The sequence below is a fragment of the Pseudomonas sp. P1_C12 genome (genome assembly GCF_056406435.1).
The window spans coordinates 37,973-54,182 of sequence record NZ_JBFUAE010000017.1 but is presented as its reverse complement, the minus strand read 5'-3'; the positions used below and the strand labels follow the sequence as shown (position 1 = coordinate 54,182).

Sequence of the window (16,210 nt, the reverse complement as noted above, 5' to 3'; positions counted from 1 at the left end):
TTGTCGCTTTCAATGCTGTGTTTGCCTATGCGGAACGCAATTCGCGTTGCTGCTCCAGGGTTTCCAGTTCGGCCTTGTAGTTTTGCGCATCGGTCTCGGAATGGAACATCCCGACCAGCAGGTCTTGTTGATGCACATCCCAGATCCGGATACCGGCGGCTACCCCCTCGTGGGATTTATGTGAATCGTCGCGTTCAGTTACTTTTACAGTCATCTGCTAGCTCCAATCTCTGTTATCTGCAGCAAGGCGTGTGCAGGCCTCTGTTATAGAGTTTGGTAGCTTGCTAAGTAAACGACTGAGTTTGGTAATGGTTTTTTGCAAAAACGGAAACAGTGCTGCAGCCCGCGGAATCCGCGACATTCAGTCGCAGGGCGTTAAGTTTCATGACAAAAGCTTCATCTCCAGAGGCCTCACGCCCCCCTGTAGGAGCTGCCGCAGGCTGCTCCTACAGGGTTTTGTGTTTGCCGCGCGAATTTCTCCAGGCAAAAAAAACGCCCCGAACCAGTCGGGGCGTTTTCATGTGCGGCTCGGCAGCGGGAAATTACTTACCTTCCCAGCGCTTCAGTACCAGGGTGGCGTTGGTGCCACCGAAACCGAAGCTGTTGCTCATCACGGTGTTGATGGTGGCGTTTTCGCGGGTCTTGGTCAGCACCGGCAGGTCGGCCACTTCAGGGTCCAGCTCGTCGATGTTGGCGGAACCGGCAATGAAGTTGCCTTCCATCATCAGCAGGCAGTAGATCGCTTCGTGAACGCCGGCGGCGCCCAGGGAGTGACCCGACAGGCTCTTGGTGGAGCTGATGGCCGGAGCCTTGTTGCCGAACACTTCACGCACGCCTTTCATTTCCGCGACGTCGCCGACCGGGGTCGAGGTGCCGTGGGTGTTCAGGTAGTCGATCGGGGTATCGACGGTGGACAGCGCCTGCTGCATGCAGCGGATCGCGCCTTCGCCGCTCGGGGCAACCATGTCGTAGCCGTCGGAGGTCGCGCCGTAGCCGACGATTTCCGCGTAGATCTTCGCGCCGCGGGCCAGAGCGTGTTCCAGCTCTTCAACCACGACCATGCCGCCACCGCCGGCAATGACGAAACCGTCACGCTTGGCGTCGTAGGCACGGGAAGCTTTTTCCGGGGTTTCGTTGTACTGGGTGGACAGGGCGCCCATGGCGTCGAACAGGAACGATTGGCTCCAGTGTTCTTCTTCACCGCCGCCGGCGAAAACGATGTCCTGCTTGCCCAGCTGGATCTGTTCCATGGCGTTACCGATGCAGTGAGCACTGGTGGCGCAAGCGGAGGAGATCGAGTAGTTCACACCCTTGATCTTGAACGGCGTGGCCAGGCAGGCGGAAACGGTGCTGCCCATGGTCCGCGTGACGCGGTACGGGCCGACGCGCTTGACGCCTTTCTCGCGCAGGATGTCCAGTGCTTCCATCTGGTTCAGGGTCGACGCGCCACCGGAGCCGGCGATCAGGCCGGTACGCACGTTGGAAACCTGCTCTTCGGTCAGGCCGGAGTCGGTGATGGCGTCTTTCATGGCCAGGTAGGCATAAGCTGCCGCGTGGCCGACGAAGCGATAGATCTTGCGATCGATCAGTTCTTCAAGGTTGAGGTCAATGGAGCCGGAAACCTGGCTACGCAGACCCATTTCGGCATATTCCGGGTTGAACCGGATGCCAGGGCGGCTTGCACGCAGGTTAGCGGAGACGGTCTCTTTGTCATTGCCCAGGCAAGAAACGATGCCCAGACCAGTGATAACGACGCGGCGCATGCGGATAACCCTTAGAAGTTGTCAGTGGAGGTGAACACGCCGACCCGGAGGCCTTCGGCGGTGTAGATTTCGCGACCGTCGACAGTGACCGAACCGTCGGCGATGGCCAGGTTCAGCTTACCCTTGAGGACGCGCTTGATATGAATGTTATAGGTGACTTTTTTGGCGGTCGGCAGGACCTGGCCGAAGAATTTCACTTCGCCCGAACCCAGCGCACGGCCGCGGCCCGGCAGGCCTTGCCAGCCCAGGAAGAAGCCGACCAGTTGCCACATGGCGTCGAGGCCCAGGCAGCCCGGCATCACCGGATCACCTTCGAAGTGGCAGGCGAAGAACCACAGGTCCGGATTGATATCCAGCTCGGCGACCAATTCACCTTTGCCGTACTTGCCACCTTCTTCGCTGATCAGGGTGATGCGATCAACCATCAGCATGTTCGGGGCGGGCAGTTGCGCGTTACCAGGGCCGAACAGCTCACCGCGACTGCAGCGCAGCAGGTCTTCCCGGGTAAAGGCGTTTTGTTTGGTCATGCGAGCTCCTCAATAGTCCCATGCGGCAGGTGGGGCAAATCTTCCCGGCCGATCGAAGCGTTCATGCCTCGAACCGGCAGCCTACTCATAGACTATTGCGTTGTGGTGAAAGTCACAGCACCAAGGACATGAATGTACACTTGTGCACTGAAATTATTATTCAAGCCCCTTTTCGGGCCTGTTCGGGTGCCTAAGACTGCCGCACTTTCGCATTTCACGCCAGTCGCAGATGCTCGAAAGGCCTGTACTACTGCACCCATCGCTGCAGAATTTGCTGCAGATCAGTCCGTTTGAACGGCTTGGCCAGGTAATCGTTCATCCCCGCCGACAAACAGGCTTCGCGGTCACCCTGCAGGGCGTTGGCAGTCAGCGCGATGATCGGCAGGTCGGTGCAACCGGGTAATTGGCGGATCTGTCGGGTGGCTTCATAGCCATCGATGACCGGCAAGCGGCAATCCATCAGGATCGCTTCGAAAATCAGGCTCTCGGCACTGCGAACCGCCTGCGCGCCGTCTGCCGCGAGACTGACCTTGAAGCCCAGGCTGCGCAACATGGCTTCGATGACCGTCTGGTTGACCGGGTTGTCTTCGACCAGCAGCACATTGCGCCCTTCGCCGTTGCTGTTGCGCGATTGCGCGCGAGGGGGCGACAGCGGTTGAGTCTGCTGGTGCAGTGCCAGGGGAATTTCCAGGGTGAACACCGAACCGCGGCCTTCCTCACTCTGCGCGCGCAAGGTGCCGCCCATGCGTTCGGCGAGCGTACGGGCAATCGGCAGGCCTAGCCCGGTGCCGCCGTAGCGCCTTGAAATGGAGCTGTCGGCCTGCTGGAAAGCGTTGAACATCAACTCCAGGCTTGGTGCCGGGATGCCGATGCCGCTGTCGCGCACGGTGCAGGTGAACCACAGTAACTCGTGGTCCAGCGACTGCCACTGTGCCTCGATGGTGATGCGGCCCTGCTCGGTGAACTTCAGCGCATTGCCGATCAGGTTGACCAGTATCTGCCGGATCCGCGTCGGGTCGCCCTTGGCCTGCAAGCCGCGCATGTCATCGGGGACCATCAGTTGCAGGTCGAGGCCGCGTTGCGCGGCGCTGTGCTGGAACGACTGGGCACAACTGCCGATCAGTTCGACGAGATTGAACGCAATGTGCTCCAGTTCCAGCTCTGAACGTTCGATCCGCGAGAAATCCAGGATGTCGTTGATGACCTTGAGCAAGTGCTCGGTAGATTCCGAGGCCAGCGCCGCGTATTCCACCTGCTCCTCGGTCATGTCGGTGGTTTCCAGTAACTGCAGCATGCCCAGTACGCCATTCATCGGTGTGCGCAGTTCATGGCTCATCATGGCGAGGAAGTCGGATTTGGCGTTGTTGGCCTTTTCCGCTTCTTCGCGGGTCTGGATCAACTGCGCCATGGCCTGATGCTGTTCGCGACTGGCCTGCTCGAGGCCGCTGGCGAGGTTGTTGATGTGTTGCGACAGCGCCCCCAGCTCGGTGTCGTCGACAATGGGCAGCGGTGTTTTGTAGTCGCCGTCCTGGATCGCCTTGACCGCATTGCCGATATCACGGATTGGTTGCGACAGGCTGCCCGCCAGACGCCGGGCCACGAAGAAGGTAAATAGCAGGGCAAACAGCACCAGAATGGCGGCCTTGAGCACGATTTCCTGCTGGCGTTGGCTGAAGGCATCGTTGGACAGTCCGACGATCACCCGGCCGAGATAGTCTTCGGTGGGGGCCGCGTTGGCGGTTTTGCTGCTCTGGAAAAAATCATTGTGCAACGCGACGCGCTGGAGCCGTATCGGTGCCTGGAACACTTCGAGCTGTTGCGCGCGATTGTAGTGTTCGCTCGGTTGTTCGACGTACACCAGAACCCGGTTGGCGCTGTCCTGGATTTCCAGAAAGCTCACGTTGGGCGTGACCAGTGTCGCCTTGAGCAAAGTTTCGAGCACTTCGATGTTGCCCGAAATCACTCCGTACTCGGTGGCCGGGGCCAGTTGATTGGCGATCAACTGCCCGGTGTGGGTGATTTCCTGACGCAGATCCTGGATGCGCACGAACGTGAAGAAGCTGATCAGCAACAAGGTCAGCAGCAGTGCAGGGCCGAGGCTGATGAGTTGGGTGCGAGTGTTGATGTCCCAGCGACGGCGCAAGTTCATGGACGGCGTTCTCCTTCAGCCAGCAACGTGGCGACCGACGCTTCGTTTATCTGTTCGATACCCAATGAACGCGCCACCTGGGGATTGCTCGCGACCTTGAATCGATGGGGATAGTGCGTGCGCGGCCAGGTGGCCGGTGGCCGGTCGAGCAACTCGTCGAGGATCGCCAGCCAGTCGCTCTGATCGCTGTAGGTGCTGGCCAGGCTTGCGGCCTTGACGAAACCTGCGTTGGGTCCGATCAGCGCCATTTGCCGTGAGTAGCTGCTCAGCAGCAGGTTCTTTGCGGTTTGCGGGTTGTACAGGTCGGCATCGTCCAGGCCCAGCAACACGTCGCTGTTATTCAGCAGGGCCTGTAACGGATGACTGTCGTGAATGTTGTCCCAGCGCTGGGTGACCACCTCTAGACCCAAGAGGAGGGCGGCATTACGCAGCTCAGTCAACAGAAATTCACTGTGGTTGTGGTAGAGCACGCCGATGCGTTTGGCTTCGGGCAACAGGGTGCGGGTCAAGCGCAACTGGCGGTCCAGTGGTGGATCGCTCCATAGCAGGGAAAGGTGTGCAGGCAGCGTGTTGTTCAAGCGTTGCCGGGCTTGCAGGCGGCTGATGCGCAACACCAGTGTCGCCGGGCCCCGGGTGTCCTGCAGGCGCCAGTCGAGGCTGGGCAGGTCGAGCAGTATCAAGCGGATGTTTTCCGGCAGTTTGTCAGGAATCGGCAAACTCGCCAGTGTCTGGAAGCGTACGTTATCGTTCGGTCGCAACTCGCTCAGGGCCTGGGTAAACGCCCGCGCGTCGGGGCTGTCTTCGGCACCCGTGAGCAAAATGTCGGCCGCGTTACCCGGCAGGCTACCGAACAAGCTGCTGAACAATAGACAAAGCACGGCCAGCAGCCGGCGCAGGGGCGGCGTTTTCCAGGCTGGGCAATACGACATATTAAAGCTCCAGCCCCGGCGAGCTGAAAATCAGCGCCAGTACCTGAGGCGAATGCGGTGAAGGAGCACCCGGAGACACAACACATCCCAGTCAGTGATTGATGGCGCGCATGTTAACCGAGCCGAATGACTTTTCCATTCACGATGTCCGCATTTTCCTCGGTTTTATTGCTCTTCTTCCCACAACTGCTGGTATTTGACGCCGGGGCTGGCCGCCGATGGGCTGCCCCGTATAATGCCGACATCGCCACTGGTATGGATTAACGGATTGCATATGACTGAACAGCGCCCGATTGCGGTCCTGGGAGGCGGAAGTTTTGGAACCGCCGTGGCCAATCTGCTGGCCGAAAATGGGCTTCAGGTCCTTCAGTGGATGCGTGACCCCGAACAGGCCGAGGCCATGCGGGTCAATCGCGAAAACCCGCGTTACCTCAAAGGCATCAAGATTCTGCCCGGCGTCACACCGGTCACCGACCTGCAAGCCACCCTGGACGCCTGTGACCTGTGTTTTGTCGCATTGCCCTCCAGCGCGCTGCGCTCGGTGCTGGTGCCGCACGCCGAACGGTTGACCGGTAAATTACTGGTGAGCCTGACCAAAGGCATCGAAGCCCACACATTCAAACTGATGAGCGAGATCCTCGAAGAGATCGCCCCGCAGGCCCGCATCGGCGTCCTGTCCGGACCCAACCTGGCCCGTGAAATCGCCGAACATGCACTGACCGCCACGGTGGTCGCCAGTGAAGACGAAGAACTCTGCCAGCGGGTTCAGGCCGCGCTGCACGGCCGCACCTTTCGTGTTTACGCCAGCGCCGACCGTTTCGGTGTGGAGCTGGGCGGGGCGTTGAAAAACGTTTACGCGATCATCGCCGGCATGGCGGTGGCGCTGGGCATGGGGGAAAATACCAAGAGCATGCTGATCACCCGGGCATTGGCGGAAATGACCCGCTTTGCGGTGAATCAGGGCGCCAACCCGATGACCTTCCTGGGGCTTGCGGGCGTGGGCGATCTGATCGTGACCTGTTCATCGCCCAAGAGCCGCAACTATCAGGTCGGCTTCGCCCTCGGCCAGGGCCTGAGCCTGGACGAGGCCGTCACGCGCCTGGGCGAAGTCGCCGAAGGGGTCAACACCCTTAAAGTGCTCAAGGCCAAGGCCCAGGAGGTTGGCGTGTACATGCCGCTGGTCGCCGGGCTGCACGCGATCCTGTTCGAGGGGCGCACGCTGGAGCAGGTCATCGGTCTGCTAATGCGTGGAGAGCCGAAAACCGACGTCGATTTTATTTCCACCAGTGGTTTCAACTAATCACGCTTGCCAGAAAAGCAGGGAGTTGCGCATGAACGATCCAAAAGTAGAAGCCAAATACGAGTCCATCCTGCTGCGTGTGTTGTGGATGATGGTCTTCGTGCTGGTGTGGCAAGTAGCGCAGTTCATCCTCGGCGCCGTCGTGTTGGTGCAGTTGATCTATCGTTTGTTCTATGGCGCCCCGAACGCCAGTTTGATGAATTTCGGCGACAGCCTGAGCCAGTTTCTGGCGCAGATCGGTCGTTTCGGCAGCTTTCACAGCGACCAGAAGCCTTGGCCGTTCGCCGATTGGCCGACGCCGCGTACGCCGGAAGGTGAAGCGCCGCATGTCGTGGCACCGGCACCGCATTCGGCTCGAGATGAGGAACCCAAGCTATGAAACTCTGGGTATTACGTCATGGTGAAGCCGTGCCACACGGCTCCCGTCCCCACGATTCGGAGCGGGAACTGACGGATAACGGTCGTAAGGAAGTATTGAAAGTCGCCGCAGAGCTAGTGGGTCAGCCGCTGACCGGCATTTACGCCAGCCCGTACCTGCGAGCGCAGCAAACAGCGCAACTGGTACGAGATGCATTGGGTTTCGAACCGGAAATCCGCACCGTCGAGTGGCTGACACCGGACACGGAGCCGGACAAGGTGGCCGAACAGATGGTCGCAGTAAGCAACGTGTTGCTGGTCAGTCACAATCCGCTGGTGGGGAATCTGCTGAGCTACCTGCAACATGGTGCCGGACATCCGCCGGAAAAGGTCAGCACTGCCGGTCTGGCGGAGCTCAAGGGTGATGAGCTGCTGGTCGGGTCAATGAAGCTTGACAGCATCAAGCACCCATAAAAGCAAAGATCGCAGCCTGCGGCAGCTCCTACAAGATGCACGCCATTTCCATGTAGGAGCTGCCGCAGGCTGCGATCTTTTGATTTTGTTTTTCTGTTAAAAAATCAACCAAGCACTTGCTTGGTTGGCTACGCTTGCTCCAGACCAAAAAAACAGGAGCGAGTCATGTCTGCTGCTTTTCGTTTGCCGCTGGACGTGTTCTACGAGCGTGAGGCCCGTCATCCCCGCCAGCGCTTTCTGGTCCAGCCTGTCGCAGGCGCCCAGGTCGAGACCTTGACCTGGGCGGACGTCGGTCACCAGGCCCGTTGCGCGGCCCATTGGTTGCGGGCACAGGAACTGCCGCAGGGCAGCCATATCGCCCTGATCTCGAAGAACTGTGCGCACTGGATCATTGCCGACCTGGCGATCTGGATGGCCGGGCATGTCTCGGTGCCGTTGTACCCCAACCTCACCGCCGAGACCGTTGCCCAGGTACTCGAACATTCGCAAGCGACGCTGGCATTCATCGGCAAGCTCGACGACTGGCCGGGCATGTCCCGTGGCGTCAGCCCCGATCTGCCGACCATCAGCCTGCCGCTACATCCACCCGGTACGTTCGATTTCAGTTGGGCCGACCTGCAACGCAGCTCGCCGATCCAGGACGATCCCAAACCTGCCGCCGATCAACTGGCGACCATCATTTACACATCCGGCACTACTGGCATGCCCAAAGGCGTGATGCACAGTTTTGGCACCCTGGGGTTCGCCACCACTCGTGGCACTTCGTTGTTCGGCCTCAACGAGTCGGACCGACTGCTGTCCTATTTGCCGCTGTGCCACGTTGCCGAACGGATGTTCGTCGAACTGGCATCGATTTACACCGGCCAAACGGTATTTTTCGCCGAGAGCCTGGACACCTTTCTCACCGACCTGCAACGTGCGCGCCCGACCGCACTGTTTGGCGTGCCGCGTATCTGGACCAAATTCCAGATGGGCGTGTACAGCAAGATCCCGGCAAAACGCCTCGACTTTCTGCTCGGCCTGCCGATCATCGGCAAACGGGTCGGGCATAAAGTCCTCGCCGGGTTGGGGCTGGATGCGTTGCGCATTGCGCTGTCCGGTGCTGCACCGGTGCCGCAGACCTTGTTGCAGTGGTATCGCAAATTGGGGCTGGATGTGCTGGAGGTCTACGGCATGACCGAGAGTTGCGGCTATTCCCACATCGGCATGCCGGGCCAGAACAAACCAGGCTGGATCGGCAAGCCGTGCCCGGAAGTCGAAGTGCGGATCGCCGAGACAGGGGAGGTCATGGTGCGCAGTGGCGCGACCATGCTCGGGTATTACAAGGAACCGGAAAAAACCGCCGACACCATTACCGGGGACGGCTTCCTGCGCACCGGTGACAAGGGCGAGGAGGACGCCGAAGGCAATCTGCGCCTGACCGGGCGCCTGAAGGAAATCTTCAAGACCAGCAAAGGCAAATACGTGGCTCCGGCGCCGATTGAAAATCGTCTGGCCGTGCACTCGCGCATCGAACAGGTCTGTGTGGTGGGCGATGGCTTGGGTGCGCCGTTGGGCTTGTGCGTGTTGTCGGCGGTCGGCCAGCAGGATGCCGGCGGGGCCGCGCGCGCCGGCTTGCATTCCAGCCTGGAAAAACTGCTGGAAGAGGTCAATGCTGCCCTCGACAAACATGAACGGCTGCGGCGCCTGGTGGTGGTCAAGGACAGTTGGGCCGTGGAAAACGGTTTTCTCACCCCGACCCTGAAGATCAAGCGCAATGTGATCGAAGCGGCTTACGGTGAGCGCTTTGAAGAATGGAGCGAGCGCAGCGAAGCGGTGCTGTGGCAGGATTGATCCACGAACAAAACCAACAAGGAAACTCTGCGATGAGCCTGTGGCGCACCACTCCCAACATCGAACAGTTGAACGCTATCCAGAAAAACACCATCGGTGAAGTGCTGGACATCCGTTTCGAGGCCTTTGACGCTGAGTCCCTGACTGCCAGCATGGTCATTGACCATCGCACTCACCAGCCTTACGGCTTGCTGCACGGCGGTGCCTCGGTGGTGTTGGCCGAGTCGGTCGGCTCCATGGCCAGTTACCTGTGCATCGATGCCAGCAAGTTCTATTGCGTGGGCCTGGAAATCAACGCCAACCATTTGCGCGGCCTGCGCAGCGGGCGGGTGACGGCGGTGGCCAGGCCAATCCACATCGGCCGCACGACCCATGTCTGGGACATTCGGCTGACCAGCGATGAGGGCAAGGCCAGTTGCGTGTCGCGGCTGACCATGGCAGTGGTGCCGTTGGGTGAGAATCCGCCGGCGCGTTAAGGGGTACTCGAAGCATGGCGACGGAACGTTGTCATTTCAATGCTGTTGCCAGTGGGCATGTCCGGGTGCCCCGTCCACTCCCTGTTTGGTTGGGTGAAGTGGTCCAGGGTGAAGTCCGCATCGTCATATCTGAACAACTCGGCGGTGCCGCGCTGCACATGTTGTCCCAAATAGGTTCGGGCTTCTGTGGGAGTAGCCATTGCACCAATGGCTCCCGTCCGCAGATTGGGGTTTGCAATGGCGTCGGTCAGCGGGGTGGACAGGAGTGTCAGCGAGGCGGTCAAGCCTGACCCGGCCGTGCGCGTAGCCCAGCCATACAGCACTTCCATGGCATTCGGTCTGCTCAACTCATTAGTGCCCTGGGTGAAGGTTCCTCCACGCCAGGCGTTGATCATGACGATGGATGCACCATCAAGACCTTCGACGGCGGCATTGATGGCGACGCCGGCCAGAGGCGCAAGCTGCGCGCGAATCATTCCGCCGGCGAACAGCAATCCTCCATAGGCGCCTGTGCGCAGGGCAGTCGCGACACCTGAGGGCGCGAGCGTAAGCCTGGGGCCCAGTTCTGCGCTGATGCGTTGCCCTGTTTCCCTTGTCAGATTGCCGGCCACGCTGGTGATGAGGCTGATGGCCACTTCATTTAACCCTTCAGGGTTGCTCAGATAGGCATAGAGCGGGGCAGCGGCACCTGCTGCCGCGCCCACCAGTCCACCCATGGCCGCGCCGATCCACTGCGCAGCGCGGTTTTCGCTGTATCGGGAAACGATATTGCTTCCCGCGCCCATCCCCATGGATCCGCCCGCCAATGCCCCGACCGCCGCACCTGTTACGCTCAGCGCCAGATTGACGCCGGGGTCAATCATCTGGATATCCGGATCATCCGTGGGTGTGCTTGCCAAGTGTGTCAGTCCTTGCCCCGCAAAGTACCGCACAGCGCCACCAGCCAGGGCACTCACACCGTCACGGCCAATCGTCGCGAGGGCTGCGCTGAACACTTTTTCCACGGTGATCAGCCCCTGAAAATCCACGTGTCCGATCGGATTGCCATGCACCATCGCATACAGATTCAACCCGTCCGCGGTGCCTCCAGGGTCCGCGTTCAGCCAGCGTTGGCACCAGGGTACGTAGTAGCGCAACCCGTAGTAGTACAACCCGGTGGCATCCCGTTCCTGGCCGCAATAGCGCAGCGTCTTGTAGCCGGCTTCGAGCTTGTTGCGACCGGCCCACCAGCAAGTTGCGCCGTAGGGGTAGTAACTTTCCCGGGAGATGAGCAAGGCCGCTTCGTCCAGCTCCAGGGCGCTGGAGCCCAAATGATCGGAAAAACTGTAGCGATGCTGGTTCTGGGGAATGCCGGCTGGCGGCTCAGTCTGCCAGTGCAGGATTTGCACCGTGCTGCGTCCGGCCTTGATCGTCACGACATGCAAGGTCTCGTCGGCAGAAGTGCGGACTTCCACACCTGGCAAATAGCGGGTTTCGTGGGTGCGGATCAATGTGCCGGTGTAGGCCTGACGGATTTTTCGCTGACGCAGGCCACTGCCGTCGTACACATAAAACTCGCAATCGTCCGGTTCATCTTCACGCACTACCTGGTCGACCTGCCGCAGTTGGTTGCGCAGATCCCATTGCAGGGTTTGCCCCGGTTGAAGCCCGATACGGTTGCCGTTGAGGTCATGACCGACGGTAATTTCCTGTTCGTCGGGCAGCTCGCCATCAGGCTTTTCGGGCAGACTGCGATTACTGAACCGGGCGACGGCTGTGCGTTCGGTACGGCTGGCGCTGTCGGCCTGATGCTGCATGACCGTCAGGTTGCCGGCTTCATCGTAGCGGTAGAAACGCGTGTAATTTTCCAGTTGTCCGGGGTCGGCGGTGGACTGGAACTCCGGTAGTTGTGGTCCACCCGGCGCGTTGCGCCATTGCCGACCGCTGGCCTCGATCAGGCGGTAGAGGCTGTCGTAGCGGTAGCGACTAACTGGCTCGATGCGCTGGTTACGGTGAAATTGAGTTGCTTGAGCAGCGTCGGTGATGCAGGTGGCATTGCCCGCCGCGTCGTATTCATAAGTCAGATCTTGCAGGGCCGGTTGACCTGTTACATAGGCTTTCAGGTGCTCCAGTCGGCCATCGTCGGGCCTATAAGTCGCACATGAAACAACACCGTTTCCCGCACATTGTTGTTCGATCTGGCCGAAGGCGTTGTAGTGAATGTCTCGGACCAGGGTTTTTTCCTCGGCCTGCCCGGCGAGTTTCAGACGAACCTCACGCAGCTCGGCTGCACAGGTATGAATGAACGTCTGGCGGTTGCCCAATGCGTCGGTCTGGCTGACGGTCTCACTGGCGGCGTTGCAGTGAAGGCGAGTGATGGCTGGCCCGTTCTCCAGCAAGGCGTCGCGTTCAGGCTCTGACTCGGGCCAGTCCACCAGCCATTGCGGATCGGCGATGAAGGTGCGGCCGTGCTGCAGCGGTGTAGCGTTCAGACTGAACTCGGTGAAGCGTAGGGTGCCGGCGGTGTCGTCGTGCCGAGTCAACCGACCGCGCAGGTTTTGACCGGCATCGGCGTCGGTATCGGCATAGGTGAATCGTGCGATACAGCGTTCCGAGCCTTGCCATGCGCGCTCGAACGTAGCGATCGGGCGGCACTGAGGGTCATAGTCCACGCGGCTCTGGCTTAGCTTCTGATCCCAGCCTTCAACACTTTGCCCGTGCGCGCCGAGCAATCCCAGGCGCCAGCCGGCGTCGCTGTTTTGCGAAAACACCACAGCGCCCGACAAACTGAAGACGTTTTGCTGATTGGCTGCCGTCTGACCGTCTTGATGCAAACGGAACAGACGTGGATCACGAATCAGCACAGCGCGACCGGCGCCGTCATATTCCTGCTGGGTAATGCAAGGCTCCGGTGCCGACGCGCGCTCGCGCCGGTGATACGCCACACCGCGCACGCTCAGCCCGCGCGGGTCAAATACCTGGATGGTCGGAGTATTGGCATGGGGCATCGTGAGTTTGCCCATGATTCGGCGGGACAGCCCTTCTTATCCACTGGATGCTGGTTGGCAGTCAACTGTCAGAAATAACAGGTGCCGCCCGCAGTGACGTCATAGCCACGGCAGGTCTGTCATCATTCCTGGCAGTTACGGTCATTGCCGCAGGACGCGCTCTTGCGGACAATCAATGCCTGTTCTCGCTCATGGATTTGCAGGTATGTCGCAACAGATCTTTTTCGCCCACGCCAATGGTTTTCCTTCGGGGACCTACGGCAAGTTGTTTGCGGCGCTGGCACCCGAGTTTCAGGTGACGCATCTGGAGCAGCACGCCCACGACCCGCGTTTTCCGGCGGACGACAACTGGTACAACCTGGTGGATGAGCTGATCCATCACCTGCAACAACAGGCCGAGCCCGTGTGGGGCGTCGGTCACTCCTTCGGTGGCGTGTTGCACCTGCATGCGGCCTTGCGCTGTCCTGAGTTGTATCGCGGGGTGGTGATGCTCGACTCGCCAGTGCTGACCCGAACCGATCGATGGGTCATACGCGCGGCCAAACGCTTCGGTTTCATCGACCGCTTGACCCCGGCCGGGCGGACCCTCGGTCGTCGTGAAGAGTTCGCCGACCTGGAAAGCGCGCGCAGGTATTTCGCCGGTAAAACCCTGTTTCGCGGCTTCGACCCGGAATGCTTCGATGCCTACCTGCAACATGGCTTGCACCAGGTCGATGACAAGCTGCGCCTGCGGTTCGACCCGGCCACGGAAATCAGCATCTATCGCGGCGTGCCGCACACCAGCCCGGGCAGCACCCGGCAGTTGCAAGTGCCGCTGGCGGTGGTTCGCGGGCACAACAGCCGCGTGGTGATGCGCCATCACGCCAGTTCGGTCGACCGCCTGCCGTTGGGCGAGTCGTTGACCATGCCCGGTGGCCACATGTTTCCGCTTGAACGTCCCCTTGATACCGCTGAAATGCTCAAAGGCCTGTTCTACCGCTGGGACGGCCGTCGACAACAGGATTGCGCATGAGCCACGCCGTCGAAGAAGTCCGCCTGAGCCTGCCGCACATCGAACTGGCGGCGCACCTGTTTGGTCCTGAAGACGGTTTGCCGGTCATTGCCTTGCATGGCTGGCTGGACAACGCCAACAGCTTTGCCCGTCTGGCGCCCAAACTCAAAGGCCTGCGCATCATCGCCCTGGACATGGCCGGTCACGGTCATTCCGGGCATCGCCCGCCGGGCGCCGGTTACGCCATGTGGGACTACGCCCACGATGTGCTGCAGGTCGCCGAACAGCTTGGACTGCGCAAATTTGCGCTGATGGGGCATTCGATGGGCGCCATTGCTTCGCTGATCATCGCCGGGTCGATGCCCGAGCGGGTCACCCACCTGGCGTTGATCGACGGCATCATTCCTCCTACAGACAAAGGTGAAAACGCTGCCGAGCGCATGGGCTTGGCCCTGCAGGCGCAACTGGATCTGCGGGAAAAGCGCAAACCGGTCTACGACACCCTCGACCGAGCCATCGAAGCGCGCATGAAGGGTTTGGTCGCGGTCAGCCGCGAAGCCGCCGAGTTGCTGGCCCAGCGGGGCTTGATGCCGGTACCGGGCGGTTACACCTGGCGCACCGACAATCGCCTCACGTTGCCATCGCCGCTACGTCTTACCACCGAACAGGCCATGGCCTTCGTCCAGCGTATAGGGTGTCCCGCAAAGCTGGTGGTTGCTGCCGACGGCATGCTCGCCAAACACCCGGAATTGCTGGAGCGTCTACCCTTTAGCCGGGAACAGCTGCCAGGCGGCCACCATTTGCACCTCAATGACGAGTCCGGTGCCGATCTTGTCGCAGACTGTTTCAATCGGTTTTTCACCATTCCTTGACTTGCGTCGGGCAACTGTCGAGGCTTGGCGGGTTGAAAAGGGAGACAACCATGATAGATCTCTACACCGCTGCGACCCCGAATGGCCACAAGGTCTCTATCGTGCTCGAGGAACTCGGCCTGCCCTACACGGTGCATGCCCTGAGTTTCGACAACAAGGAACAGAAGTCTGCGGACTTCCTCAAGATCAACCCCAATGGCCGGATTCCGGCGATTGTCGATCGCGCCAACGGCGATTTCGCCGTGTTCGAATCCGGCGCCATCCTGATTTACCTCGCTGAACAGACCGGAAAACTGCTGCCGAGCGACCCGAAGGGACGTTCGCTGGTATTGCAGTGGCTGATGTTCCAGATGGGCGGCATCGGCCCGATGCAGGGCCAGGCCAACGTGTTCTTCCGCTACTTTCCGGAAAAACTCCAGGGCGCCATCGACCGCTATCAGCATGAAACCCGTCGCCTCTACGAAGTGCTCGACACGCGGCTGCAAAGCGTGGAGTTCCTCGCCGATCAGTACAGCATTGCCGACATCGCCACCTTTCCATGGGTGCGCGGCTACGAGTGGTCGGGCGTCTCGGTGGAGGGCTTGACGGCGCTGCAACGCTGGATGGCAACCCTGGAGGACCGGCCGGCGGTGCAGCGTGGTTTGCAGGTACCGGAACGCGCCGATGAAGCCAGTGTCATCAAGGGTGCCCAGGCCATGCTGATCCGATGAGTCTATCCATGCGTTCATTCAGTTTGCTGGTGCTGTGCAGTGTCAGTCCCTTGTTATTCGCCGCTGATATTCCGGGCAGTCAGGACCTGCCAATAGTGCCGCGCATGACCGACGCCCAGATTGTCGACTATCGCCCCGCAGCCGAACTGGAGCGGATCTATCCCTTGGGTTCGATCCGCAAGATCAGTGGCCAGTTACGTTTCGACGGTCAGGTCAGTGCCCGTGGCAACGTCACTTCGGTGACCTACGAGTTGCCATCGGAGCATCCATCCATCGAGGCGTTCACCGCTGCCCGCGAGGCCTTGCAACAACAGGGCGCCGGGTTGCTCTTTTGGTGCCAGGCGCGCGATTGCGGTGAAAGCAGCCTCTGGGCCAATCAAGTCTTCGGCAACGCCAAGCTGTACGGTGCCGACGATCAACAAGCCTATTTGCTGCTACGGCTTGCCGCTCCACGGGACAACACGCTCGTTGCGCTGTACAGCATCACCCGCGGTAATCGCAAAGCCTACCTGCATGTCGAACAGTTCGACGCTTCGGCGCCGCTGGGCGAGTTATTGCCGACCTCCGCGACCTTGCTGCGTGAACTCAAGAGCACCAGTGAACTCGACTTTCCCACATTGAGCGACGCGCCTGACGAGACCTGGCTACGCCTGATTTCTCGCGGACTGAATCTGGACACCACCTTGCGGGTCAGTATTTCCGGAGCGAACGCCGAAGCCTGGCGTCAGGCCCTGATTGGCCAGGGCGTGCGTGCCGCGCGGATGGAAACTGGCAGTGCCGAAGGCTCTGGCCTGCACATCGAGTTATTGCGCTAGGCTGTACCGGGCGAACGTGTACGCCGC

15 protein-coding genes are annotated in these 16,210 nt (G+C 60.4%); 9 read left to right on the top strand and 6 right to left on the bottom strand.

Annotated features, from left to right (window positions below; translation table 11 throughout):
• Positions 1-25 precede the first annotated feature (25 nt).
• From AC1D19_RS24510 to AC1D19_RS24490, 5 genes are all read right to left on the bottom strand, one after another.
• The gene (locus AC1D19_RS24510) at positions 26-214 is read right to left on the bottom strand and encodes a hypothetical protein (protein ID WP_223456119.1); all 189 of its coding nucleotides are present in this window, start codon (positions 212-214) and stop codon (positions 26-28) included.
• Between the two features lie 328 nt (positions 215-542).
• Positions 543-1,763: a beta-ketoacyl-ACP synthase I gene (fabB, locus tag AC1D19_RS24505; RefSeq protein WP_477764811.1), complete on the bottom strand. Its 1,221-nt coding sequence runs from the start codon at positions 1,761-1,763 to the stop codon at positions 543-545.
• Positions 1,764-1,774: 11 nt separating this feature from the next.
• Positions 1,775-2,290, bottom strand: coding sequence for a 3-hydroxyacyl-[acyl-carrier-protein] dehydratase FabA (gene fabA / locus AC1D19_RS24500; RefSeq protein WP_003227150.1), 516 nt, complete (start codon positions 2,288-2,290; stop codon positions 1,775-1,777).
• A gap of 247 nt (positions 2,291-2,537) precedes the next feature.
• Positions 2,538-4,439, bottom strand: a complete 1,902-nt coding sequence (locus tag AC1D19_RS24495) for an ATP-binding protein (protein WP_477764810.1) — start codon at positions 4,437-4,439, stop codon at positions 2,538-2,540.
• Positions 4,436-5,368: an ABC transporter substrate-binding protein gene (locus tag AC1D19_RS24490; RefSeq protein WP_477764809.1), complete on the bottom strand. Its 933-nt coding sequence runs from the start codon at positions 5,366-5,368 to the stop codon at positions 4,436-4,438. Before AC1D19_RS24490 ends, AC1D19_RS24495 begins: the two co-directional genes overlap by 4 nt.
• A gap of 274 nt (positions 5,369-5,642) precedes the next feature.
• Between AC1D19_RS24490 and AC1D19_RS24485 the strand changes: the two genes are divergently transcribed.
• From AC1D19_RS24485 to AC1D19_RS24465, 5 genes are all read left to right on the top strand, one after another.
• The gene (locus tag AC1D19_RS24485; protein WP_477764808.1) at positions 5,643-6,668 is read left to right on the top strand and encodes an NAD(P)H-dependent glycerol-3-phosphate dehydrogenase; all 1,026 of its coding nucleotides are present in this window, start codon (positions 5,643-5,645) and stop codon (positions 6,666-6,668) included.
• Positions 6,669-6,699: 31 nt separating this feature from the next.
• Entirely contained in the window at positions 6,700-7,047 is a 348-nt protein-coding gene (locus tag AC1D19_RS24480) for a DUF4389 domain-containing protein (RefSeq protein ID WP_477764807.1), read from the top strand.
• The gene (gene sixA, locus AC1D19_RS24475; protein ID WP_477754827.1) at positions 7,044-7,499 is read left to right on the top strand and encodes a phosphohistidine phosphatase SixA; all 456 of its coding nucleotides are present in this window, start codon (positions 7,044-7,046) and stop codon (positions 7,497-7,499) included. Before AC1D19_RS24480 ends, sixA begins: the two co-directional genes overlap by 4 nt.
• Positions 7,500-7,664: 165 nt before the next feature.
• Positions 7,665-9,332 (top strand): AMP-binding protein, encoded by a 1,668-nt coding sequence (locus tag AC1D19_RS24470; protein WP_477764806.1) that lies wholly within the window; start codon positions 7,665-7,667, stop codon positions 9,330-9,332.
• A gap of 32 nt (positions 9,333-9,364) precedes the next feature.
• Entirely contained in the window at positions 9,365-9,808 is a 444-nt protein-coding gene (locus AC1D19_RS24465) for a hotdog fold thioesterase (protein ID WP_477754829.1), read from the top strand.
• Here the strand turns inward: AC1D19_RS24465 and AC1D19_RS24460 are convergent.
• On the bottom strand, positions 9,805-12,810 hold the full coding sequence (locus AC1D19_RS24460; protein ID WP_477764805.1) for an RHS repeat-associated core domain-containing protein: 3,006 nt from the start codon (positions 12,808-12,810) through the stop codon (positions 9,805-9,807). The two genes, AC1D19_RS24465 and AC1D19_RS24460, sit on opposite strands and share 4 nt — an antisense overlap.
• A gap of 190 nt (positions 12,811-13,000) precedes the next feature.
• Here AC1D19_RS24460 and AC1D19_RS24455 point away from each other — a divergent pair, with 190 nt between their 5' ends.
• From AC1D19_RS24455 to AC1D19_RS24440, 4 genes are read left to right on the top strand one after another with little or no spacing between them, the layout of a single operon-like run.
• On the top strand, positions 13,001-13,807 hold the full coding sequence (locus AC1D19_RS24455; RefSeq protein ID WP_477764804.1) for an alpha/beta fold hydrolase: 807 nt from the start codon (positions 13,001-13,003) through the stop codon (positions 13,805-13,807).
• Positions 13,804-14,658 carry an alpha/beta hydrolase gene (locus AC1D19_RS24450; RefSeq protein WP_477764803.1) on the top strand — a complete coding sequence of 285 codons (855 nt, stop codon included), beginning with the start codon at positions 13,804-13,806 and terminating at the stop codon, positions 14,656-14,658. Before AC1D19_RS24455 ends, AC1D19_RS24450 begins: the two co-directional genes overlap by 4 nt.
• Before the next feature lie 50 nt (positions 14,659-14,708).
• A complete protein-coding gene (locus tag AC1D19_RS24445) occupies positions 14,709-15,368 on the top strand; it encodes a glutathione S-transferase family protein (RefSeq protein WP_477754392.1) in 660 nt (219 codons plus the stop codon).
• A gap of 8 nt (positions 15,369-15,376) precedes the next feature.
• Entirely contained in the window at positions 15,377-16,183 is an 807-nt protein-coding gene (locus AC1D19_RS24440; protein WP_477754393.1) for a DUF4892 domain-containing protein, read from the top strand.
• Positions 16,184-16,210: the final 27 nt, after the last annotated feature.